This window comes from Caulobacter sp. LjRoot300, from assembly GCF_964253875.1.
In the GTDB taxonomy this organism is placed as follows: Bacteria; Pseudomonadota; Alphaproteobacteria; order Caulobacterales; family Caulobacteraceae; genus Caulobacter.
Map to the genome: position 1 here is coordinate 878,184 of NZ_CAXUSA020000001.1, position 20,951 is coordinate 899,134.

General features: G+C 70.4%; 22 protein-coding genes and 1 pseudogene. 13 read left to right on the forward strand and 10 right to left on the reverse strand.

The genetic code is table 11. The features are described 5' to 3' along the window. The first annotated feature begins 34 nt into the window (after positions 1-34). From ACSQ2G_RS04020 to ACSQ2G_RS04045, 6 genes are all read left to right on the forward strand, one after another. Positions 35-1,015 (forward strand): ABC transporter substrate-binding protein, encoded by a 981-nt coding sequence (locus ACSQ2G_RS04020; RefSeq protein WP_436028471.1) that lies wholly within the window; start codon positions 35-37, stop codon positions 1,013-1,015. A gap of 160 nt (positions 1,016-1,175) precedes the next feature. Then, positions 1,176-1,919, forward strand: coding sequence for an ABC transporter ATP-binding protein (locus ACSQ2G_RS04025; protein WP_436028472.1), 744 nt, complete (start codon positions 1,176-1,178; stop codon positions 1,917-1,919). A gap of 139 nt (positions 1,920-2,058) precedes the next feature. Then, a complete protein-coding gene (locus tag ACSQ2G_RS04030; RefSeq protein ID WP_436028474.1) occupies positions 2,059-2,817 on the forward strand; it encodes an ABC transporter permease in 759 nt (252 codons plus the stop codon). A 128-nt stretch (positions 2,818-2,945) separates the two neighbouring features. Further along, entirely contained in the window at positions 2,946-3,743 is a 798-nt protein-coding gene (locus tag ACSQ2G_RS04035; RefSeq protein WP_436028476.1) for a hypothetical protein, read from the forward strand. Continuing rightward, positions 3,740-4,831 carry a DUF2336 domain-containing protein gene (locus ACSQ2G_RS04040; protein WP_436028478.1) on the forward strand — a complete coding sequence of 364 codons (1,092 nt, stop codon included), beginning with the start codon at positions 3,740-3,742 and terminating at the stop codon, positions 4,829-4,831. Before ACSQ2G_RS04035 ends, ACSQ2G_RS04040 begins: the two co-directional genes overlap by 4 nt. A 93-nt stretch (positions 4,832-4,924) precedes the next feature. Further along, complete coding sequence (locus ACSQ2G_RS04045) at positions 4,925-5,521, forward strand: hypothetical protein (protein ID WP_436028480.1); 597 nt, start codon at positions 4,925-4,927, stop codon at positions 5,519-5,521. Positions 5,522-5,542: 21 nt separating this feature from the next. Here the strand turns inward: ACSQ2G_RS04045 and ACSQ2G_RS04050 are convergent, their stop codons facing one another. The 4 genes from ACSQ2G_RS04050 to ACSQ2G_RS04065 form a co-directional block, all read right to left on the reverse strand. Continuing rightward, positions 5,543-5,986: a hypothetical protein gene (locus tag ACSQ2G_RS04050; protein ID WP_436028482.1), complete on the reverse strand. Its 444-nt coding sequence runs from the start codon at positions 5,984-5,986 to the stop codon at positions 5,543-5,545. 162 nt (positions 5,987-6,148) lie between these two features. Further along, complete coding sequence (locus ACSQ2G_RS04055) at positions 6,149-6,451, reverse strand: hypothetical protein (protein WP_404979965.1); 303 nt, start codon at positions 6,449-6,451, stop codon at positions 6,149-6,151. A 61-nt stretch (positions 6,452-6,512) separates the two neighbouring features. Further along, on the reverse strand, positions 6,513-7,889 hold the full coding sequence (locus ACSQ2G_RS04060) for a hypothetical protein (protein WP_436028484.1): 1,377 nt from the start codon (positions 7,887-7,889) through the stop codon (positions 6,513-6,515). 363 nt (positions 7,890-8,252) lie between these two features. After that, positions 8,253-8,702, reverse strand: a complete 450-nt coding sequence (locus ACSQ2G_RS04065) for a DUF2214 family protein (protein WP_436028486.1) — start codon at positions 8,700-8,702, stop codon at positions 8,253-8,255. A gap of 123 nt (positions 8,703-8,825) precedes the next feature. Here ACSQ2G_RS04065 and ACSQ2G_RS04070 point away from each other — a divergent pair, with 123 nt between their 5' ends. The 3 genes from ACSQ2G_RS04070 (at position 8,826) to ACSQ2G_RS04080 (ending at position 11,389) form a co-directional block, all read left to right on the forward strand. Next, positions 8,826-9,296, forward strand: a complete 471-nt coding sequence (locus ACSQ2G_RS04070; protein WP_436028488.1) for a ribonuclease H — start codon at positions 8,826-8,828, stop codon at positions 9,294-9,296. Positions 9,297-9,420: 124 nt separating this feature from the next. Further along, complete coding sequence (locus ACSQ2G_RS04075) at positions 9,421-10,554, forward strand: ankyrin repeat domain-containing protein (protein ID WP_436028490.1); 1,134 nt, start codon at positions 9,421-9,423, stop codon at positions 10,552-10,554. Between the two features lie 16 nt (positions 10,555-10,570). Next, positions 10,571-11,389, forward strand: coding sequence for a hypothetical protein (locus ACSQ2G_RS04080; protein ID WP_436028491.1), 819 nt, complete (start codon positions 10,571-10,573; stop codon positions 11,387-11,389). 13 nt (positions 11,390-11,402) lie between these two features. Here the strand turns inward: ACSQ2G_RS04080 and ACSQ2G_RS04085 are convergent, their stop codons facing one another. Continuing rightward, on the reverse strand, positions 11,403-11,798 hold the full coding sequence (locus tag ACSQ2G_RS04085) for a methylglyoxal synthase (protein ID WP_436028493.1): 396 nt from the start codon (positions 11,796-11,798) through the stop codon (positions 11,403-11,405). A gap of 241 nt (positions 11,799-12,039) precedes the next feature. On the opposite strand from ACSQ2G_RS04085, the gene ACSQ2G_RS04090 reads away from it, so the two are divergent. Then, positions 12,040-13,278, forward strand: a complete 1,239-nt coding sequence (locus ACSQ2G_RS04090; protein WP_436028494.1) for a pyridoxal phosphate-dependent aminotransferase — start codon at positions 12,040-12,042, stop codon at positions 13,276-13,278. 514 nt (positions 13,279-13,792) lie between these two features. On the opposite strand, the pseudogene ACSQ2G_RS04095 reads toward ACSQ2G_RS04090, so the two are convergent. The 3 genes and pseudogenes from ACSQ2G_RS04095 to ACSQ2G_RS04105 all read right to left on the reverse strand — a co-directional run. Continuing rightward, positions 13,793-14,112 (reverse strand): annotated as a pseudogene (locus tag ACSQ2G_RS04095) (transposase); the annotation flags it as partial. Between the two features lie 190 nt (positions 14,113-14,302). Then, a complete protein-coding gene (locus tag ACSQ2G_RS04100) occupies positions 14,303-15,904 on the reverse strand; it encodes a peptide chain release factor 3 (protein ID WP_436028496.1) in 1,602 nt (533 codons plus the stop codon). A gap of 9 nt (positions 15,905-15,913) precedes the next feature. Then, the gene (locus ACSQ2G_RS04105; protein ID WP_436028497.1) at positions 15,914-17,488 is read right to left on the reverse strand and encodes a DUF1570 domain-containing protein; all 1,575 of its coding nucleotides are present in this window, start codon (positions 17,486-17,488) and stop codon (positions 15,914-15,916) included. 236 nt (positions 17,489-17,724) lie between these two features. Between ACSQ2G_RS04105 and ACSQ2G_RS04110 the strand changes: the two genes are divergently transcribed. Continuing rightward, positions 17,725-17,871, forward strand: coding sequence for a hypothetical protein (locus ACSQ2G_RS04110; RefSeq protein ID WP_436028499.1), 147 nt, complete (start codon positions 17,725-17,727; stop codon positions 17,869-17,871). 94 nt (positions 17,872-17,965) lie between these two features. Here the strand turns inward: ACSQ2G_RS04110 and ACSQ2G_RS04115 are convergent, their stop codons facing one another. Beyond that, complete coding sequence (locus ACSQ2G_RS04115) at positions 17,966-18,346, reverse strand: hypothetical protein (RefSeq protein WP_436028501.1); 381 nt, start codon at positions 18,344-18,346, stop codon at positions 17,966-17,968. A gap of 212 nt (positions 18,347-18,558) precedes the next feature. On the opposite strand from ACSQ2G_RS04115, the gene ACSQ2G_RS04120 reads away from it, so the two are divergent. Then, complete coding sequence (locus tag ACSQ2G_RS04120; protein ID WP_436028503.1) at positions 18,559-19,314, forward strand: 2OG-Fe dioxygenase family protein; 756 nt, start codon at positions 18,559-18,561, stop codon at positions 19,312-19,314. Positions 19,315-19,499: 185 nt separating this feature from the next. Here the strand turns inward: ACSQ2G_RS04120 and ACSQ2G_RS04125 are convergent, their stop codons facing one another. Beyond that, entirely contained in the window at positions 19,500-19,838 is a 339-nt protein-coding gene (locus tag ACSQ2G_RS04125; protein WP_310085111.1) for a DUF1491 family protein, read from the reverse strand. 207 nt (positions 19,839-20,045) lie between these two features. On the opposite strand from ACSQ2G_RS04125, the gene ACSQ2G_RS04130 reads away from it, so the two are divergent. Then, a complete protein-coding gene (locus tag ACSQ2G_RS04130; RefSeq protein WP_436028505.1) occupies positions 20,046-20,882 on the forward strand; it encodes a hypothetical protein in 837 nt (278 codons plus the stop codon). Positions 20,883-20,951 lie beyond the last annotated feature (69 nt).

Sequence of the window (20,951 nt, forward strand, 5' to 3'; positions counted from 1 at the left end):
ACTAACCTCCGCCCCGCACCTCGGGGAGACGACGATGAAGATCCTGCGCCTGGCCGCCCTGGCTTTCTGCGCCGTCCTGGCTGCCTGTTCGCCGGCCAAGAAGGAGGCGGCCGAGGCCCCTGGCCGCACCGCGCTGAAGCTGGCCACCGACTGGAAGGGCGAGGCCGAGCTGGGCGGTTATTACCAGGCGCTGGCGACGGGCGAGTACAGCAAGCGCGGCCTGGACGTGACCCTGATCCAGGGCGGCCCGGGCGTGAACGTGCCCCAGTTGCTGGCCACCGGCGCGGTCGATGTCGGCGTCGGCTCCAACAGCTTCATCGTCCTGAACCTGGCCAAGGAGAAGGTCCCGGTCAAAGCCGTCGCCGCCTTCATGGACAAGGACCCCCAGGTGCTGATCGCCCATGACGGCCAGGGCATCAACGCCATCGCCGACATGAAGGGCCACCCGATCCTGCTGTCGGACGCCTCGATCACCGCCTTCTGGGTCTGGCTGAAGGCCAAGCACGGCTTCACCGACGACCAGGTGCGCAAGTACAACTATTCGGCCGCGCCCTTCCTGGCCGACAAGTCGGTGATCCAGCAGGGCTACGCCACCTCCGAGCCCTATCTGATCGAGAAGGAAGGCAAGATCACCCCGAAGGTCTTCCTGCTGGCCGACGACGGCTATCCGGCCTACGCCTCGTTCGCCCTGGTCCCGACCGCCCTGATCGACAAGAACCCGGCGGCCGTGAAGGCCTTCGTCGAGGCCACCGCGGCCGGCTGGACCAGCTATCTCCACGGCGACCCCAAGCCGGGCGACGCCCTGATCCTCAAGGACAATCCGGAAATGACCCAGGACGTCCTGGACCAGGCCCGCGAGAAGATGCGCTCGTACGGCATCGTGCCGCGCCAGGGCGTGGGCCGGATGGACGACGCGCGCTGGGCCGAGTTCTTCAAGGTGGCGTCCGAGCAGGGGGTCTATCCGAAGGATATGGACTACAAGTCGGCCTACACGCTGCAGTTCCTGCCGAAGTGATCCATTCCACCTGCATAACGATTGTCATCCCGGACAAGCGAAGCGCAGATCCGGGACCGCCGGAAACTCTAAGTTCCCGCGTCGGTCCCGGATCTGCGCGCTGCGCGCTTGTCCGGGATGACAACCGTTTTTGGTCTGCCCAATCAGAGTCCCCACGACCGTGAACCCGATTGCTTCACTTTCAGCCGTCGAGGTCGACTATCCCGGACGGGGCCGCGCGCTCGGCCCCGTCGATCTGGCGCTGAGCCCGGGCGAGATCGTCGCCCTGGTCGGGCCGTCGGGTTGCGGTAAGTCCACCGCCCTGCGGCTGCTGGCGGGGCTGGAGGCCCCCACCCGCGGGACCGTGACCCGCGCCGCCGGCAAGGGCCAGACCTCGGTGGTCTTTCAGGCCCCGACCCTGGCCCCCTGGATGAGCGCGGCGGCCAATGTCGCCCTGCCGCTGGAACTGGCCGGAACCTCCGGGATCGACGCGCGGGCCCAGGCCATTGTCGCCCTCGCCAAGGTCGGCCTCAAGGGGGCGGAGAACGCTCGGCCCGCCCAGCTGTCGGGCGGCATGGCCATGCGCGCGTCCCTGGCCCGCGCCCTGGTCACCCGCCCGCGCCTGCTGCTGCTGGACGAGCCGTTCGCGGCCCTGGACGAGATCACCCGCCGCGCCCTGGCCGACGACGTCCTGGTGCTGGCCGCCGAGCTGGCGCCGGCCGTGGTCTTCGTCACCCACAATGTCGAGGAGGCTGTCTACATGGCCCGCCGGGTGGTGGTGATGAGCGCCGGACCGGGCCGCATCGTCGGCGAGGTGGCGGTCGAGGGCCCCGTCGCGCGCCCGCCGGGCTTCCGAACCACGGCCGCGTTCCGCGAGACGGCGGAGCAGGTGTCGCGGCTGCTGGCGGGGAGGGTCGCGGCATGAGCGCCTGGCTCGAAGAGGCCCTCCCCCCGTGGGGGAGGCGATCGCGCAGCGATCGGTGGGGGGATACGCCTGACGCGAGATCACTCCCCCCTCCGGCCCGTTCGGGCCGCCTCCCCCACAGGGGGAGGGTCTGTCGCGGATGACCCGCCTCCTCGCCCCCTTGATCCTGATCGCCCTGCTGCTGGCCGCCTGGGAAGCCGCCTGCCGCCTGCTGGCCCTCCCCGTCTATCTGCTGCCCGCCCCCTCGGCGATCGGGACGGCCCTGGCCGAGGGCTGGCCGCTGCTGCTGGCCAGCGCCTGGAACACCCTGTCGACCGCCCTGGTCGGCCTGGCCCTGGCCAGCGTCCTGGCCTGCGGCCTGGCGTTGGCGGTCAGCCTGAACCCCACCGTCGAGGACGCCGTGCGCCCGGTCGCCGTGACCTTGCAGGTCACGCCGCTGGTGGCCATCGGGCCGCTGATGACCATCTGGGCCGGCATTGAGCATCCGCAGCGCGCCGTGGTCGCCCTGGCGGCGGTGGCGGCGTTCTTTCCGATCTTCTCGGGCGCCCTGACCGGCCTCAAGGCGGTCGATCCGGACCTGGCGCGGCTGTTCGACCTCTATGGCGCCCGCCGCACCCAGCGGCTGTGGCGGCTGCGCCTGCCTTCGGCCGTGCCCGCCCTGCTGGAGGGCCACAAGGTGGCGGCCGGCCTGGCCGTGGTTGGCGCCGTGGTCGCCGAGTTCGTGGCCGGATCCGGCGGGAACCAGGGCCTGGCCTGGCGGATCCTGGAGGCCTCGAACCGCCTGCAGACCGCGCGGGTATTCGCCGCCCTGGCGGTGCTGGCCGTGCTGGGCGTGGCCCTGCACGGCGTGCTGAGCCTGGCCGAACGCCGCCTGCTGGCCTGGTGGCGCGGCCGCTGAGCCGCGGGCCCATGTCGAAAACTCGACATAAAACCCACAATCTTCCGGCGAGAGCCGACGGCGTTAGGTCAAGATTAAGTCCCGCCGCCTATCAATCGTACCGATCCCACGCACTGTCGGACCGGTTCATGCGTCTCGCCCTGCTCCTGCCCGTGCTGTTCTGCGTCGCCGCGCCCGCCCATGCCGAGGGCGCGCGCGAGAGCCGCTACGGTCCGACCACGCCTCGCCAGGCCCCTGCCATCGCGGCGGCCGCCCCCGTCGTGCGTTACGACGGTCCGATGCTGAGCTGGGCCAACAAGCGCCAGCCTTCGGCCGATGTCGCCGCTCCCATTCCCGTCGCGTCCGCGCCAGCCCAACCCGCACCGGTCGCGGCCTGGGCCGGCTACTATGCGCCGCCCGCACCGCCCAGGCCTGTCGCGCCCGTCGCCTACGCGCCGCCGCCGCCCGCACCCGCCGCTCGTTCCAAGGCGTTGCCGGCCAGCCTCTACGCCCCGCCGCGCCCGGCGCCGGTCGCCGCCGCCACGCCAGGCCCCGCCAAGGACTGGTCCGGCTATCGCAGCGTCCGCATGGCGACCGCCGCTTCTGCTCCGGCTCCGACAGCCGCTCCGGCCCGGGCTCCCACAGCCGCTCCGACTCAAGCACCGGCGGCGGCGCCTCCGCCGCCCCGCCAGATGGCCGCCGCCAGCCCCGGCGTGACCGGCGCCCGCTTCTATTCGGTGGCCCGCGAGTCCGGCTTGACCCCCGATCCGATCCCGCCCGCCGGTCCCGACCGTCAGGTGCTGATCACCACCGACGCAGCGTCCGCGCCGGCCGAGGACGCCGCGCCGGCGCACGGCTCGGCCGACTGGCTGGCGGCCGGCGCGCGCGGCGACGACGATGACGACAGCGCGACCCGTCGCGCCAAGACCCGGAACGAAGGCCTTTGATCCAGTCGCGTCTCCATGACCTCATCGCCCTGGCCGATGAGCCGTCCAGCTCGCGCCGTCGCGAGCTGCTGCGCGGCGTCACCGACCTGTTCTTCACCGTCGAGGGCCATGGCGACGTCGAGCTGGGCCTGTTCGACGACGTGATGGGCCAGCTGGCCGGCGAGATGGAAGAGGCCGTGCGCATCGAGCTGGCCGAGCGCCTGGGCGCTAGCGCCGCCCCGCCGCCGTCCCTGACCCGGTCCCTGGCCAGCGACAGCATCGCCGTCGCCCGCCCGATCCTGCAGGGCGCGCCCCAGCTCAGCGAGGCCGACCTGCTGCACGTGGCCCGCACCCAGGGCCAGGACCACCTGCGGGCCATCTCGCAGCGTCCGGTCGTGCCCAGCCTGGTGTCCGACGCCATCGTCCAGCGCGGCGACGACACCACCCTGGGCGTGCTGCTGCGCAACGAGGGCGCGGTCCTGTCGCGCCAGGCCCACGAGGCGGCCGTCGACCGCGCGGCGGCCAATCCCGAGCTGCACGAGGCGGTGATCGACCGCCAGGCCCTGCCGATGGACCTGCTCAACGAGATGTACTTCGTGGCCGAGGCGCGCCTGCGCGACCGGATCATGGAGCGCAACGCCAATGTCGATCCCGCCATCCTGGACGCGGCCCTCAAGGCTGGCCGCAACCGCGTCGCCGCCAACGACGGCGCCCTGCCGGCCGACTATAACGCGGCGGTCAAGGAGATCGTCGCCCTGAAGGCTCGCGGCGCCGTCACGCCCCAGGCCCTGGTCGGCATGCTCCGCGCCAACCGCACCACGATCTTCCTGGTCGCCCTGGCCGAACTGGCGGACATCGACTTCCACACCGCCCGCAAGATCATCGAGCGCCGCGAACTGGACGCCCTGTCGGTGGTCTGCAAGGCGGCCGACTTCGACCGCGCCCTGTTCCTGACCTTCGCCCTGCTGATCCTCGACCCCAGCGACAACGCCATGGGCAAGGCCAAGGCCTATGGCGAGCTCTACGCCGCCCTGCCCCGCGACGCGGCCCTGCGCACCATCCGCTTCTGGCGCATGCGCCGCACGACGGGCGACGTGGCGGCGGCGTAAGGCGTCGTCTCAACACGGGTTCCGCGCGGAACTGTCGCCGCCCGACGCCCGTTCCTTTTTCGTCGAGGGGCCTTCCGTCTCCGGAGCGCCCTAGTGGAACTGCCCAAGAACAAGAGGGCCCTGGCCGCTGGCGTCGCCGTGGCGATGATCGCGACCGTGGCCGCCCTGGCGATGGCCGTCTGGCCCGCCCTGACGCGTCCGGATCCACCGGCCGAGGCGGCCGGCGACGACGGCCTGCGCATCCGCGTGGTCGAGCCGCCCAAGACGTCGGTCGCCCGCGCCGGTCCGCTGGACGTCGGCCTGTCGGAGGCGGCCCAGGCCATGGCCAAGGGTCGCGAGGCGCTGTTCGCCGGGGCACCTGCGCCCGCTCCGCCTCCCGCGCGCCCGGCGCCGGCCCAGGTCGCGCAGGCGGACGAAGAGGAAGATCTCGCGCCGTCGACCGAGCCAACCGAGGACCGGTGGGACCGCGACCGCGCCGAAAGCGGCCACGAACTCGCCCAGCAGCGATGGGAGGAGGAACGGCTGGCCCGGCGCGAACGCGAGCGCCGCGCGGCCTGGGACCAGGACCAGCGCGACCGTCGGCGCTGGGAGGACGTTCGTGAACGCGACCGCTACGACGAGCCGCGCCCTGACGATCGCCACGATCCCCCGCCCGCGCCGGTCGACGATCATCCGCCGCCGAACTGGTGACGGCCGGCTTGCGGCTAGCGCCTAGCCCCGCCGGCGGTGCATCAGGGTCAGCAGCCAGCCGACGCCGAGGCCGCCGGCGACCGTCAGCGGCAAGGTCGGCAGGTCCGGAAGCGGTTCGCGCAACCACAGGTCGCGACCAGCCAGCAGGACCCAGACGAGCAGGCCCCAGATCGCGCCGTGCACCGCCCAGGGATACTGGTCCATCCAGCCCCTCAGGCCGGGTCGCGGTTCGGATTCGCGTGTCGGTTCGATCGGGCCGCCGCAGGCGCCGCAGGTCCAGCCGCCCCATGGGCCGAGCGGCGCGGCGTTCGTGTCGACCGGCGTCTCGCAGGTCTCGCAGCGCGGCGGCTCGACCCGGCGACGGATCGCCGACGGCAGGCCGCGCAGCCCCATGATGACGATGAACAGATAGAGGACGAGGTAGAGCGCCTGCGAGACGTCCACGTCCTTGAAACTCTCGCCCATGTCGCCCCCGAAACACCGCGCCGCCAAGCTAGGCCGCGTCGCGCTTCGGGTCGAGCCTTGGCTAGAGCAAGCCGCGCGATGTAGGAATCGCGCGGCTTGCTCTAGATTTTTTTTCGCATCGCTTTTGCGGAAAAACCGGCATCCACTTTTCCGCGCGATGCTCTAGCGGATGCGGATGCGGACCGGGACGTCGATGAACGAGCCGGCGCGGCTCTTACCGTCGGGGCCCATCAGGTCGACCTGGAACTGGGACGCCATGGTCAGGGCCGCCTTGCCCACGCCCATCTCGGCCGGAAACTCGCTCTGCACCGAGCAATCCGTCAGGCCGCCGTCGCGCTTGACCATGCAGCTGAGAAGCGCCTCGGCGATCTGCGGCTGGACGTTATTAACTTGGGTGACGGCCGGTTGGGCGATCGGGGTCGGAACGATCGAGACAGCGGCGGCGGCGAGCAACGAAGCAATCACTGGGTCTTCCCTACTGGTCTTTGGGTCGGGCCCGTTCGGGGCCGTCCGGTTTCATTCTGGGTCAGGCGGCGTGCGCCTGCTTGACCCTTTGCAACCCCTGGGCCGCCAGATCGGTCAGCGACCGCAGCCCCAGTTCGGCGAAAATGTCGAAGGCGCTGGCCAGGGCCGTGGCGGCCCGGTCCAGGCGGCCGTCGTCGCGGCCGGTGATGTCGACCCGCGCCTCGTAGAGCCGGGCCAGGTTCATCTGGATCACCGCCCAAGCGGCCGGGTCACGGGCGCCCGGGGTCGCGGCCAGTTCGGCCTTGAAGGCCATCTCAGCGGCGTCCAGCACGGCTAGGTCGGCGGTCAGCTCGGCGCAGCGGGCCAGACTGAGGGCGCGGTTGTTGGCGACCACGGCGCGAAGGGCCAGGGCCGGCTGGGTCTTGAGGATGTGCGAGGCGCGGTCATAGCAGGTGACCGCGCGCTCGAAGCAGCGCTCCGAGGTCGTGGCCTCGCCCATGGCCTGCAGGCCCGCGCCGAGGGCGGCCTGGGCCCGGGCCCAGTCCATCGGGCTGTGGTCAGCGGTGACCGGTTCCAGCGCCTGGGCCAGGGCCTCGACCCCGTCGGCGATGAAGTTGATCTCGCCGTCCAGTTCGCCCAGCTGCACCAGGGCGGTCCCGCGCAGCGATTCCAGCCGCGACCAGGCCAGGGGTTCGAAATCGGGGTCCAGGCCCGACTCAGCCTCCTTGGCCTCGGCCAGGGCCACCTCCGTCAGGGCGCGGTCCTTCAGCCGGGCCGCGCAGGCCAGGAGCAGCTCGACTCGGGCGGCGCGCTGGTCGGCCAGCAGCAGGCGCGAGGCCCCGCCCTTGACGCGGCGCGCGGCCGACAGTCCCCGCAGCGGGGCCTCGAAGGCCTCGGCGGCGGCCAGGGCGCGGTCCAGGTCGTTCTCGCCCAAGGCGACGCGGCCCTCCAGTCCGGCCAGCAGGGCCTCGACCATGGCGCAGCGGTGGCCCGGCGCGGTCTTGGCCAGGGTCAAGGTGGCGCCGGCGGCGGCGTGCAGGCCCTCGTCGCCGAACAGGTCGGCGCCCAGCACCGCCAGGGTCGCCTGTTCGCAGCGGGCGGCGGCCAGGCTTTCTAGCTTGTGTTCGGCTTCGAAGATCTTGGCGGCGGCCTCGGCCTGCGCCGCGCCCTTGCGCAGAGCGGCGGCGTCGCCCGAGCGGCGGGCCAGCTCGCGCCAGACGACGGCGGCTTCCAGCAAGCGGTGACCGCGGTCCTTGGCCCCGATCCGGCCAGCGGCGACATCGGCCGAGCGAGCCTCGTTGACCAGCAGGCGCAGGTCCAGCAGTTCCAGCAGCGAGGTGTCGCCGCCGGTCAATCCGTCGCGATGCGCCGCGGCCCGCGCGGGAGCCCCGGCGTCGACTCCAAAGAGCCTCTTCAGGTCACGACCGAAATCGAACATCGCTGCGTACTCCGGACACGGAACGTCCCGGGCCGGGACGTCCGGCAAGGGTTCAACGCCCTCGTAGCAAAGCCGGAGCCAACGCGTTTAACAAGTGGTTAACGAAGCTTAAGGTGGCGTTAACCATAAATATTTGCGGCGCGTTTACACTTCGTTCCCCAATAGCGTCAAAACCCCTGTTTTTGGGCCGGATTGGCACACTTCTTGCTTAATGGATCCTTATTGGACCATGCGGGCGGCCGCAGGCGTTAGAACATTGTTCACTGAAATGAAAATGACGTTAACCATAGATTTTAAGATCGGGTTTACCTTCTGTTCCGGCGTCGCTTCTCGGCAAGCGCCCGACAGCCGGCTCGCGAGGCTTTAGAGGCCGTAGCCGCGCGCCATGGCTGCGGCGAAGATCGGGATCAGGGCGAAGACGGCCAGCTCCATTCCCATCATCCGACGGATCCTCGCCACCTCGCCGGTGGAGGGCGCGAAGGCTAGGTCGGCCGTGGCCTGCTTGCGCCATTTCAGGATCGTCACGGTCGGCCAGGCCGAGAGCAGACCCACCACCACGAAGGCGGTGATCTTGGCCCAGAACACCGGGTTCTCCAGATAGAAGGCCGAGCCCTTGGCGCCGAAGAACACCCGGCCGGCGCCGACCACCAGGATCAGGGTCGCCGTGGCGCCATAGCCCGCGTCGATCACGGCCAGGGTCTTCAGGCTCGCACCGCCGACGCCGGGCCGGACCAGGGCCAGTTCGACGGCCAGCAGGCCGGCCATCGACAGGATCAGCAGGTGGTGCAGGACGGCGAGGACGAGATCCAGCATGGCGCGCTCCGACTCGGCGACGGGAAGGGACTTCGGCGCGAAGAATGCCTCGCCAAACGCCGTTCGTCACGACGCCCGCCCTCCCCTCTGGCCAGCCTTCGGCCCCGTCTCTAAACAGGGGCCATGACCGCCTCCGTCGTCCTCTGGACCGCCTCGCTCTGCAAACCCGATCCCGGCTATGGCGGCTGGGCCCATGTGCGCCGCAACGCCGACGGGACCCTGGCCGGCGCGGCCGGGGGCGAGCGGCGGGTCGGCGGGGCCAGGATGGCGCTGACCGGGGTGATCGAAGCCCTGGCGGCCCTGCCCGGCCTGCCGGCCGACACGGCCGTGACCCTCCACGTCGCCGATCCGGTCCTGGCCGCCGAACTGGTGGCCAGCGACGGGGCCTACGCCATGGCCGAGCCCGAAGCCTGGACCGCCGCCCGCAAGCTGTTGGCCGCCCGCCCGCTGCTGACCCTGTCGCCCTTGCCGGTCACGGCGCCCGCCGCCGGTTTCCTCAAGGCCTGGGCCGACTTCGGCCTCGACACCGCCAAGACCCGCGGCACGTTCAAGGCCGCGATCCCGAGGCCGAACCTGCTGAAGTTTCCGGGCTGACACCTACCCTGTCGTCGAATTTGGACCAAGCTTCACCGCTTGCGCGGTTGTTGGCTTGCGCCTAGACTAAACCCTAGGGTGGAACTGTGTCCGAGCTGAAGTGGACATGGAGTTGGGGGATCAATTGCGTAACACCGTTTTGACGGCCGCCTCGGGCATGGCCGCCCTGATGCTTGTCGCCTCGGCGACGCCCGCCTTGGCCGCCGCCGACCTGGCCAAGGCGGCCTCCGACCACAACATCAAGAAGGTCCAGAAGCTGCTGAACGCCGGCGCGGCGATCGACGAAGCCGACACCGAGAACCGCACCGCGCTGTTCTATGCCGCCGCCGCGGGCGACCTGACGCTGCTGCAGACCCTGGCCGACAAGGGCGCGGCGATCGATCACCGTGACAAGTTGGGCGCGACCCCGCTGATCGCGACGCTACGCAATCCCGCCGCCAGTCCCGAGGTCATCCAGTACCTGCTGACCAAGGGCGCCGACATCAACGCCGCCGAGGACGGCGGGCGCACCCCGCTGATGGAGGCCGTGCTGCGGGCGCCCGGCACCCTGGACACCGACGCCCAGGTGACCCTGGTCTCGTCGCTGCTGGCCGCGGGGGCCGATCCCAACAAGGCCGACGCCACCGGCGCCACGGCGCTGCATTACGCGGCGTTTGTGGGCGAGCCCCGCAAGGTGCTCGAACAACTGCTGACGGCGGTCAAGGACACCGGCGTCACCACCGTCTCGGGCGCCAACATCCTGATGATGGCGGCCCAGAACCATCAACGTTCGAACGCCGACTACCTCATGGCGCGCGGCTTCCGCCCGGTCCGCGTCCAGCTCAAGCCGGACGCGGCGACCCCGAAACCTGAACTGCTCCAGGACATGTCGTTCCGCGCCAATGCCCTGGCCGGCGACTGGTGGGGCCAGCACGCCGGGCGCAAGGGCGACGGCGCGGCCGCCAAGGCCGCATTCGCCGTCTCGGCCGACGACTACGACGCCGCGGCCGCCGAAAGCGCCCGCCTGATCAAGGTCTACGAAGTCAAGCTCGTGAAGGACAAGCAGGCCCGCGCCGGCCAGCGCGCCGCGGCCGGCGTGGCCACGGCGTTGAGCGTCGCCCTGACGCTGGGGGCCGGAGGCGGCGTCATCACGGCCTACATGCCGGCGCTGCAGGACGTGGTCGAGCAAGACGAGGCGGCGATCGCCGCCCTCAAGGTCGAAGTCACCGAGTTCACCGCGCGGGCCAGGGCGTTGCGCGTCCAACTCGCCGCCAACTGATCCAGGGGAAACCATCATGACCACTCGCCACGACGCGCTCCGCGCCGCCCTGCCCGCCGCCCTCCTGGCCGCGACCGCCGTCCTGGCGGTCACGCCCGCCCAGGCCACGGTGCAGCCGCTGGTCGCGGGACAGACCATCAGCCTGCCGCTCAACGAAGAGACCGACGGCCCCACCCTGAAGGTCACCGTCAAAAGCGCCGACGGCGGCGCCTCGCTGGGCCTCTACGCCACCCTGCCCGTGCCCGGCGAGACCAAGGCCGAGCGCAAGGCGCGCGGACTGGCCGTGCCGCTGAACAGCGTCGACGGCCGCAACCTCGTCAAGTTCGTGCGCCTGACCGCCGACGACCTGCGCACCCGCGCCGCCAGCCAGGCCAATCCGCGTTCGGTGGTGGTCAGCGCCAGCTTCATCGACAAGACCCGGATCGACCAGGGCCATCTGTGGGGCGACGCCCTGAAGGCCGGCTTCACCTTCGGCCTGGCCAATTCCGCGACGACGCCGCTGTACTTCGTCTCGCACATCGACGTGGCCGTCGAGGGCCAGACCTTCAGTTGCGACGCCGAGGCGCCGGGCCGCATTCCGACCTATCCTCGCAAGAACGACCCCCACGCCCACGACGCCCTCGACAAGATGGCCGAGGACGCCCGCAAGGCGTGCTGGGCTCAGATCGCCGACAAGGTCAGCGCGGCTCTGACCGGCTCGGCCGCTCCGGCCGCTCCGGCCGCCGCCCCCGCGTCGGTCGCTTCGGAAGCCGCGCCAGCGGAAGCTCCAGCTCCAGCTCCCGCGGCCGCTCCGGTTCCGGCCGCCGATGTCGCTCCGGCGACGCCGACCAGCTGAGCCACGACGAACTTCAGCGCCCGGCCACGATCAGATCCGCCGTGGCCGGGTTGCAGGCGAAGGGGATGTCGGCCAGGGTCGCCATCCGGATCAGGGCCTTGACATCGACGTCGTGCGGCTGGGGCGACAGCGGGTCGACGAAGAACACCAGCATGTCCAGCAGCCCCTCGGCCAGCAGCGCGCCCAGCTGTTGGTCGCCGCCCAGCGGCCCGCTCTTCAGCCGGGTCAGGTCGAGGTCCGGCAGGGCGTCCAGGATCCGCCCGCCCGTGGTGCCGGTGGCGTAGAGCCTGTGCCGGGACAGGAACGCCTGGTGCGCCACGGCCCAATCGACCAGGGCCGCTTTCTTGTCGTCGTGGGCGACCAATCCGATGGAAAGGGGGCCGATGGCGAGCGGGGCGTTGGCGGACATGGGCAAGCTCCGGAATCGACGAGGGAACACACTCATTTCGCGGCCGCGCTGGAATGACAAGGGCGCTCGCCGCCAGCGAGGCTGGCCACTGCGAGGCAGGCCTGCTCTCGGCGTGGGCAGGCGCGGCCGGTTGGCCTTTTCAGCCGCGCAACGCCTTGCGCCCCGGCGGCGTAGGGCTTGTCCTTGGCTCCGCCGAGCCCGTCGAAGGGCCGGCGTGGGATGGGCCCGAATGGGGATGACGATGGACACGCAAAAGTCGGACAGGCTGGCCATGGGCCGCCGGTCGTTTCTACGGGCCGCCGCCCTGGCCGCCGCGACGCCGATCCTGACCGAGGCCCACCTGGCCCAGGCCGCCCAGACCACCGCGGCCCCGCCCTCGGGCATGGCCCTGCACGGCCAGAGCCCCAACGCCCCGCCGCCCGGCGCGGTGCTGATCAACGCCAACGAGAACCCGCTGGGTCCGTCCAAGGCCGCCTGCGACGCCATCGTCCGCGTCGCCCCGCTGGGCGGCCGCTACGACCTCAACGGCGAGACCGCCATGCTGGTTTCGACCTTCGCGGCCCAGCACGGCCTGAAGGAAGACCACATCGCCGTCTATGCCGGGTCGTCCGAGCCGCTGCACTATACGGTGCTGGCCTTCACCTCGCCGACCCGCAGCTTCGTCACCGCCGACCCCTCCTACGAGGCCGGGATGCGGGCGGCGATGACCAGCCAGGCCAAGGTGGTCAAGGTGCCGCTGGCCGCCGACTACGGCCACGACGTCAAGGCCATGGTCGCCGCCGACCCGCAGGCCGGGGTGATCTATATCTGCAATCCCAACAACCCGACCGGCACCACCACCGCCAAGCAGGACATCGTCTGGGCGCTGGACAACAAGCCGGCCGGGGCCATCCTGCTGGTCGACGAGGCCTATATCCACCTGTCCGACGCCGGCGACGTGCTCGACATGGTGGCGGCCGGCAAGGACCTGATCGTCCTGCGGACCTTCTCGAAGATCTATGGCATGGCCGGCATCCGTTGCGGCTTCGCGGTCGGGCGGCCCGACCTGCTGGCCAAGCTGACGCCGTTCGGCCAGAACGCCATGCCGATCACGGGCTCGGCGGCGGCCCGCGCCTCGCTGGAGGACCCGGCCCTGGTTCCGACCCGCAAGAAGATCATCGGCGACACCCGCCGCGACACCCTGGCCTGGCTGAAGGCCAATAATTACAAGGTGATCGGCGATCCGCAGACCAACTGCTTCATGATCGACACCGGCCGCGACGGCAAGGCGGTGATCGCGGCGATGAAGGCCCAGAACGTCTATATCGGCCGCACCTGGCCGATCTGGCCCAACGCCGTGCGGGTCTCGGTCGGCACGCCGCAGGAAATGGCCGCGTTCAAGACGGCGTTCAAGACGGTGATGGACAGCAAGGCCGTGGCGTTGGAGACGCATGACGCGGGCGGGCATCGGGCTGACCTGGGCTATTACGCGACCCTGTGAGGTCCCTGTCGGGGACACGCGCACTAGGCCGGGGCCGTCATGCGTCGTCGGGCGAGTCCGCTTTTCGCGACGCTCCCGAGCAACTGGCGGCGTAGGCGGCTTCCACCACCTCCAGCCGCAGAAGTCGCCGGCGAATCTCGCGACGGACATAATCGACGCGCGCGGGAGTGCGTCCGCTGTCGTCCTCTCCAGTGCGTTCCCATTCCGCGCGGCGGGCGGCGCGAGCAAGAGCGCGGGTCTTGGATCTGGGCATCAGGGTCTCCTTTCGGACGCGGCTTGGCCGCCTCACGCGGCGGGCCGCTGAAGTTGGGGAGGGCTGCGGAGCGCCGGGCCAGGCCCGGCCCTGTTCGGGCCTCGCCGATTGAAGCCCCCGACGGGCGGGCCGGGCCCACGAAGCCCGGTCCCGGAACGCCTGCGTCACCGCAGGCCTGTCGCCCTCTTCGGCCCTTCGTCAACGCCGTATCCGTAAAACGGGCCCGGCCGGCACCAGATGACGAGGTCGCGGCCCCTCGCAGAACTTCATCGGGAGGCCGCTCCGAAGATGAGCGCGGCTTTTTTTAGGATGTCGCGCTCCATCCGCAGATGGTCGTTCTCGCGCCGCAGGCGGGCGTTCTCGGCGACCAGGTCAGACGGCGACGGGGCCGGCGCTTGCGTGTGGGGGCGCCTCGCCGGCCCCGTCGCCTGCGTCCCGTACTGCATCATCCATCGTCGCAGGACCGTCTCGTGCAGGCCCAGTTCCCGGGCCACCACGCCGGCCGACAGGCCGCTGCTGGCGACACGGTCAACCGCTTCTCGTTTGAAGGTCTCCGGAAAGACCCGACGCTTCACGCTCATCAGACACTCCTCTCCAGCTCCGAAAAGCTAGCATGGGTGTCCACTGAATCGAGGGAGAATCAGAATGTTTTAGAGGGGCCTGTTCGGCTTCTAACTTCCGTTCACCACCCGTCGCAGACAATTCATCAGTCCGCTGCCGGGCGTGACCTCCGCTCCGCCGGTGGCGTCGCATGCCGGCAGCGAGCAGGCGTCATCCCCGCTCCTTCGTCCGCTCGAACCGCACCTTCGGATAGCGCTCGGCGACATAGCCGATCTCCCAGCTCGACTTGCCCAGGAACACCGGCTGTTCGTCGATGTCGTGGGCCATGGCCGAGCGGTGCTTGTTGGTGAAGTCCTCGACGTCGGCGCGCTCGCCGTTGACCCAGCGGGCCTCGGCGTAGGGCGCGGCCTCGAAGATGCAGTCCAGGGCGTATTCGTTGGCCAGGCGGTCGGCCATGACCTCGAACTGCAGCTGGCCGACGGCGCCGACGATGAAGTCGGAGCTGCCGATCATCGGGCGGAACAGCTGGGTCACGCCCTCCTCGGCCAGGCCTTCCAGCGCCTTCTTCAGGTGCTTGGCCTTCAGCGGATCCTTGACCCGCACGCGGCGCAGGATTTCGGGGGCGAAGTTGGGCAGGCCGGCAAAGCGCAGGGTCCCGGTCTCCGACAGGCTGTCGCCGACCCGCAGCACGCCGTGGTTGGGGATGCCGATCACGTCGCCGGCGAAGGCGTCCTCGGCCAGTTCGCGGTCGCTGGCGAAGAACATGATCGGCGCGTTGACGCTCATCGCCTTGCCAGTGTTCTGGGCCTTCAGCTTCATGCCGCGGGTGAAGCGGCCGCTGGTCAGGCGCAGGAAGGCGATCCGGTCGCGGTGGTTGGGGTCCATGTTGGCCTGGACCTTGAACACGAAGCCCGAGACCTCGCCGTCGCCGGGGGCCACGTGGGTGTCGACGCCGGCCTTGCTGACCTTGGCCGGATGCGGCGGCGGGGCGTAGGCGCCGATGCCGGCCAGCAGCTCGTTGACGCCGAAATGGCGCAGGGCCGAGCCAAAGAACACCGGCGTCATGTGGCCTTCCAGGAACGACTGGACGTCGAACGGCTTGGCGGCCTCGGACACCAGCATGGCGCCCTCCTCCACCTCGGCCAGCTCCTCGGGGTCGAGGTACTGGACGATGGCGTTCGATTTCAGCGACACGGCCGGCGGATGGCCCTCCTCGTCGGTCGAGCTCTTCTTGGCGTAGGGGATGAAGGTCTGGGCGCGCAGGTCGAGCATGCCCTTGAACCGCCCGCCTGAACCCGCCGGCCAGAATAGCGGCGCGGGGTCGAGGGCCAGCTTGGACGACACCTCGTCCAGCAGCTCGAACGGGTCCTGGGCCTCGCGGTCCATCTTGTTGATGAAGGTGATGATCGGAATGTCGCGCAGGCGGCAGACCTCGAACAGCTTCAGGGTCTGGGGCTCGATGCCCTTGGCGGCGTCCAGCACCATGATCGCCGCGTCGGCGGCGGTCAGGGTGCGGTAGGTGTCTTCGGAGAAGTCCTCGTGGCCCGGGGTGTCGAGCAGGTTGAACATCAGGCCGTCGTGGTCGAAGGTCATGACGCTGGCGCTGACCGAGATGCCGCGCTCGCGCTCGATCTTCATCCAGTCGGACTGGGTGCGGCGAGCCTGGCCGCGGGCCCGCACCGCGCCAGCCGCGCGGATCGCCCCGCCGGCCAGCAGCAGGTTCTCGGTCAGGGTGGTCTTGCCGGCGTCGGGGTGGCTGATGATCGCGAAGGTGCGCCGACGCGCGGCCTCGAGGGCGAGGGAGGTGCTCATCCCCGGGGGTTAGCTCCCCGAGGCCGCCTTGTCACCCTCTGCCGACGCCTTGTCGGTCGACTTGGCCTCGTCGGACGCCTTGTCGCCGGGGCCGGCCTTGGCCTCGATGTCCTTGAGCATGGCCTGGGCCGCCTCGACCTCGCCGCCGCCGTGCGGACTGCTGGCCAGCGGGTTGAGCAGGGTGCGGGCCAGGCCCAGGTCCTTGATCTGGATCAGGGCCCTGGCCGCGTCGAGCCGCAGGTGGCCCACCTGCGGCGCCAACACCACCGCCCGGACGCGGATATCGACCATGGCGTCGGTCAGCGGTTCCAGGCCGTGGGCCTCGGCATAGCCGTGCAAGGTCTCCGGATTGTCCGGATTGACCTTGAAGGCCCGGGCGAACAGCTTGCCGGCCTGGGCGAAGGCGGCGGCGCGCTGGGCCGGGTCGTCCGGAGCCGCGGCCAGGCGGCTTTCGCCCAGCGCCACCAGCGCGTCCTCGTCCTTGGGATCGGCGGCCAGCAGGTCTTCGAGGATCGCCTCGCCCGCCTTGCGGTCGCCGAACGTCGTCTCGGCCTTGGCCAGGATCAACTGGCTGAAGCGCTCCGTCGGCCGCCTGGCCGCGGCGGCGCGGATGTCGGCCAGGGTCTCGGCCCGGTCGTCCTTGGCCACGCCCAGCTTCAGGCGCTGGCCCTCCAGGATCAGGTCGTCGGCGCCTGGCGGCAGGCGGGTCACGGTCATCACGGGATCCAGGGCGCCCGTCCGCGGCAGCGCCCCGGCCGGGATCGGCCGGTTCATGTAGGTCTGCAGCTTGCGGCGCAGGCCCTCCGGATCGTCGCCGTAGATCTTCGCCCACGCCTTCACCGGATCGTTGCCGTCGCGTACGAGCTCGAGATAGCGGCTCAGCAGCTTGTGCCGCGCCGGGTCCGACAGGATGTAGTGGGTCAGCAGCCAGGCCTGGGCGTAGTAGGCGTAGACGTCGCGCTCCTTCAGGGCGCCGGGACGCTTGCTCAGCAGGTCCTCCATGGGGATCCAGCCGCCCGGCTGGGTCAGGCTGTAGGCCCGGCCGCGGTTCACCCCGCCCACCACCATGCGCGTCTTGGCCAGGTCGGCGGTCATGTAATATTCGGCGTAGCCCTCGACCAGCCAGGCCGGATAGGCGCTGGGATAGTACTGCAGCATGAAGTGGTGCACATATTCGTGCAGCACCGTGTCGTCGCCCTTGTTCTGGTCGAATTCGCCGCCGCCATCGCGGATCGCCACCACGAACACCTCGGGCACCGACGACAGATAGACCCCGGCCATGCCGTCCTTGGCCTTGGGGATCACGCGCCTCAGCTGCCCGAGGTTCGAGACCAGGTAGACCGGCAGCTTGCGCGGGGTGACCTCGTCCTCCGGCCGTCCGTGCAGCCGACGCAGCAGGGAGTCGAAATCCTCCAGCATGGCCGCGTACTCGCGCACCGACCTGTCGCTGCGGCCATAGACCACGAAGTGGTCGCTCTCGGCCCGCAGCCATTCGGCCCTGGCCGGCGCCCCGGCCGCCAGCAAGGCCGCCGCCGCAAAACCCATCAGGGCCTTGCGCCCCATCGAGAGGCCCTTCCGGCTCATCTCACGCTCCCCCACAACGTCGCGTTGAACATGCCGGCGAGCGAGAGACGAAGCAAGGGCGGAAAACGGCGCGCCGCCAAGCCGTCGGCGACACGCCGCGGCTGCGGCGTCACGTCCCATACTCAGCCTACGAAAATGCAGGAACGACCCTAGTCATTGTGGGGTTTTAGAGTCATGCTGAGCTTACTGCGGACCAGCCTCCGGCAAGTGGGGCGGCCGCGAAAGAGGAAACGACAATGGCTATGGTCCACGAGCCGCGTCACAAGCGCGGCGCCTGCACCCCCCAAGGTAACGCGCTCTGCCTGGGCGTCGCGTTCGCCGGCTTGGTGATCGTGGCGATGATGTTGAGCTGGCTGTTCGGCCTGATCGACCTGCTCTTTTAGGCGATCAGGGTTTCCGGGCCGGAGCACGGCCCCAAAGGAGGCGCCTTTCGAAGGCGGCCAGTCGAAGCCGGCCTGGGCGCGTGCGGTGTGGCCGTCAAGCCGCCAGGCGGCGCCAGACCTGGCGATCGGCTTCGACATTGCTCAGGGCGCCAGCCTTCTGGCGCTCGAACAACGATCCCATGATCTCCAGGCTCAGCTGGGCGTAACGCACCTGCACCTGGTCGACCAGGCAGCCGCGCGACGGGGCGATGAACAGGGCCGCGTTGACATCCGGCGCCTTGGCGATGATCAAAGCGGCCAGGCGTTGGGCCTTCTCCAGATCCTTGTGATGCAGCAGCGGCTCGGCGGCGTAGAGTTCCTGGCCCAGCTTGCCGACATAGTTCAGCGACACCTTGGCGAAACGATCGCGGGTGAGCGGCGGGGCCAGTTCGGCCGCGTCGAGGCTGAGAACGACGTCGTTGAGCAGGAAGAGCATCGGAACCTTGCTGAGGCCTGGCGGCGGCGGACGGGAATCGGCGCGAAGGAAAGCCGTGCGTCACCCTGCCTCATCGAGCTTTCGCTCCGGTTTAGGAGGACGGTTAACGCGGCGGGAAATGAGACGTCCAGGCAATCGGCGGGACGCGATCATGGCTTGGCGCGAGGGCTCGCGCGCCCCATCTGGAGATCTCGTTCCGCCGGAGGCAACGCTTGATTCCCCCTGACAAGATCCCGTCCGACGTCCTGGCGCGCGAGATCGCCGCGACCCTGGCCGACACGGGCTTCCGCCGCGTCGCCCCCGCCGAGACCGACGCCCTGCTCGGCCCCGACGCCGTGGCCGGCTGGGAGGCCTTCGCCGACAGCTGGAACGACCTGGGTCTGGACCGCTTCATGGCCGACGGCGGCCGCTATCGCCGGCGGCGGTTCGCGGCCTTCTCGGCCTCGCCCGGCCCGGACTCTTCTGGCGGGATCGTCCGCAAGCCGCACCAGCCGCACTACCAGAGCCGCGACTACAACGGCCTGAACGGCGGGGTGCAGCGCTGGTTCGAGCCGGTGCTCGACAAGGTGGCCGGACATCCGGTGACGCAACAGCTGCTTCGCGCGGGGCTGGCGCTGTTCCATCCGCTGACCGTCGATCCGCCGCGCAGCTGGCACGTGGAACTGCACCAGTTCCGCATCGAGGCGGCCGACGGCGAAACGGGCCTGCCCACGCCCGAGGGCGCCCACCGCGACGGCGTCGACTGGGTGATCGTCATGCTGGTCGACCGCCGCAACGTCGCCAGCGGCGTCACCGACATCTTCGCCAACGACGGCGCGCGCCTGGGCGCCTTCACCCTGGAGCGCCCGCGCGACGCGGTCTTCCTCGACGACCACCGGGTGATGCACGGCGTGACGGCGATCCATCCGCTGGAAGCGGGGGCTCCGGCGCGGCGGGATGTCCTGGTGGCGACGTTCCGGCGGGAGTGAGCAGGGTTCAACCGCTTCTACGGCGGTCGTCGAAAGCCTGAATCCGATGTCATCCCGGAAGCCTCGCAGAGGCTGTCCGGGACCCAGGGGACTGGGCTGGCGCTTTGCGGTTCACCTGGATCCCGGACAAGCGCTGCGCGCTTTCCGGGATGACAACACGGGATGGACCTTTTGAAGCTCTAAACCTAGCCCCGTTCCCCCTCCACTGGCTCCGTCAGAAAGTGCCGCCCCTCGCGGTCCTCGATCTCGACCACCCAGATGTCCGGGTCGATCCGCGCGGCGCGTTCGGCGTAGGCGTCGAGGTCAGGCTCGAAGTCCGAACGGACCGGCTGCATCCAGAACCGCTCGCCGTCGCCGCGCGTGGCCTCGCTGTAGAGCCTGGCGGTGTTGGCGCGACGGTCGACGGCCTTGACCAGCACAGCCCCGGCTCGCGGGTCCCCCTTGCGGGCCACCATGGCGAAGGCCCCGCCCAGCTCCGCGCGGCGGATCAGCGCGCCGACCCAGATATCCGTCGAAAGAAGCATCGCTAACCGAACCGCAACCTCGGCGCCCTAAGGCTGCCTGCTGAAACCGCTCTCGCAGAATACGAGATCATGACGTCAAGAAAGACCCCCAAGCGCGCCAGCGCGCGCTCGGATTCTTACTGTAGAGCCTTTTTGTCCCCTTCGAACGTCGTTCGGAGGAGAAAGGCTCTATGGGTTCTGACGGCGCGGTGGCTAGGGGCTTTTATCATGACCGCCGGGTTCGGCGCGTCGACCGCATCCCATGCCGCCACGGCCGCCGACCAGCTCTACGAACGCACGCTGATGACCTCGGCCGACGCCCGCTGCCGGCTGTTCAAGCCAGCCGTCGGCTCGGCCCTGGACGCCGCCCGCGCCCAGGCGCGCGGCGCGACCCTGCGCTCGGGCGCCAGCGAGGTCCAGGTCCAGGCGGTGGAGCAGCGGGCCCGGGCGAAGGCCGGCGCCGCGGCCTGCGGCTCCAGGGACCTGCAGACCGCCGCGGGCCGCGTGCGCCAGGCGTTCGACGGCTATTCGACCCTGCAGCGGATGACCTATCCCGGCGACCGCGCGACCTGGCAGGCCGACCGCTCGGTGTCGGCCACCATCCCGGTCTGGCGGCTGTCGCAGCCCGCCGGCTTCGGGCGCGACCGGCTGCTGTTCGGCCTGTCGGGCCGGTCCAACGACATGCTGGCGGTGGCGACCTTCGCCGACGACGCCCAGCCCTACGCCGCGCGCCTGGTCGTGCGCGACACCCTGCGCACCCAGGGCCCCTACCTGAACGCGCGCAACGCCAAGGGCCTGGCCGCCAACGCCGCGCCGCGCAACGCCAGCCGGGTGTTCGCCGCCGAGACCCGCGACATGGCGCCCCTCACCCTGCTGCCGACCGGCGCCAAGACGGGCCTGTCGTTCCGCTTTCCCCGCGAGGCCGCCGACGCCATGAGCCGCCTGGACCCCCGCGAGGCCGCGACCGTCGAATTCGTGTTCACCAGCCGCAGCGGCGTGGACGTGGTGCGGCGGGCCTATGTGGAGGTCGGGGATTTCGCGGCGGGCCGGGCGTTTCTGCGGTAGACCAGATCCTCCCCCTGTGGGGGAGGTGGCCGAAGGCCGGTGGGGGGATACATTGGGCGTCTACGCTGG

Bases quoted from the DNA above. Each gene is read 5' to 3' on its own strand.
- ACSQ2G_RS04020 (WP_436028471.1), top strand. From the start codon at position 35: ATGAAGATCCTGCGCCTGGCCGCCCTGGCTTTCTGCGCCGTCCTGGCT.
- ACSQ2G_RS04030 (WP_436028474.1), top strand. From the start codon at position 2,059: ATGACCCGCCTCCTCGCCCCCTTGATCCTGATCGCCCTGCTGCTGGCC.
- ACSQ2G_RS04035 (WP_436028476.1), top strand. From the start codon at position 2,946: ATGCGTCTCGCCCTGCTCCTGCCCGTGCTGTTCTGCGTCGCCGCGCCC.
- ACSQ2G_RS04050 (WP_436028482.1), bottom strand. From the start codon at position 5,986: ATGGGCGAGAGTTTCAAGGACGTGGACGTCTCGCAGGCGCTCTACCTC.
- ACSQ2G_RS04060 (WP_436028484.1), bottom strand. From the start codon at position 7,889: ATGTTCGATTTCGGTCGTGACCTGAAGAGGCTCTTTGGAGTCGACGCC.
- ACSQ2G_RS04065 (WP_436028486.1), bottom strand. From the start codon at position 8,702: ATGCTGGATCTCGTCCTCGCCGTCCTGCACCACCTGCTGATCCTGTCG.
- ACSQ2G_RS04070 (WP_436028488.1), top strand. From the start codon at position 8,826: ATGACCGCCTCCGTCGTCCTCTGGACCGCCTCGCTCTGCAAACCCGAT.
- ACSQ2G_RS04080 (WP_436028491.1), top strand. From the start codon at position 10,571: ATGACCACTCGCCACGACGCGCTCCGCGCCGCCCTGCCCGCCGCCCTC.
- ACSQ2G_RS04085 (WP_436028493.1), bottom strand. From the start codon at position 11,798: ATGTCCGCCAACGCCCCGCTCGCCATCGGCCCCCTTTCCATCGGATTG.
- ACSQ2G_RS04090 (WP_436028494.1), top strand. From the start codon at position 12,040: ATGGACACGCAAAAGTCGGACAGGCTGGCCATGGGCCGCCGGTCGTTT.
- ACSQ2G_RS04100 (WP_436028496.1), bottom strand. From the start codon at position 15,904: ATGAGCACCTCCCTCGCCCTCGAGGCCGCGCGTCGGCGCACCTTCGCG.
- ACSQ2G_RS04105 (WP_436028497.1), bottom strand. From the start codon at position 17,488: ATGAGCCGGAAGGGCCTCTCGATGGGGCGCAAGGCCCTGATGGGTTTT.
- ACSQ2G_RS04110 (WP_436028499.1), top strand. From the start codon at position 17,725: ATGGCTATGGTCCACGAGCCGCGTCACAAGCGCGGCGCCTGCACCCCC.
- ACSQ2G_RS04115 (WP_436028501.1), bottom strand. From the start codon at position 18,346: ATGCTCTTCCTGCTCAACGACGTCGTTCTCAGCCTCGACGCGGCCGAA.
- ACSQ2G_RS04125 (WP_310085111.1), bottom strand. From the start codon at position 19,838: ATGCTTCTTTCGACGGATATCTGGGTCGGCGCGCTGATCCGCCGCGCG.
- ACSQ2G_RS04130 (WP_436028505.1), top strand. From the start codon at position 20,046: ATGACCGCCGGGTTCGGCGCGTCGACCGCATCCCATGCCGCCACGGCC.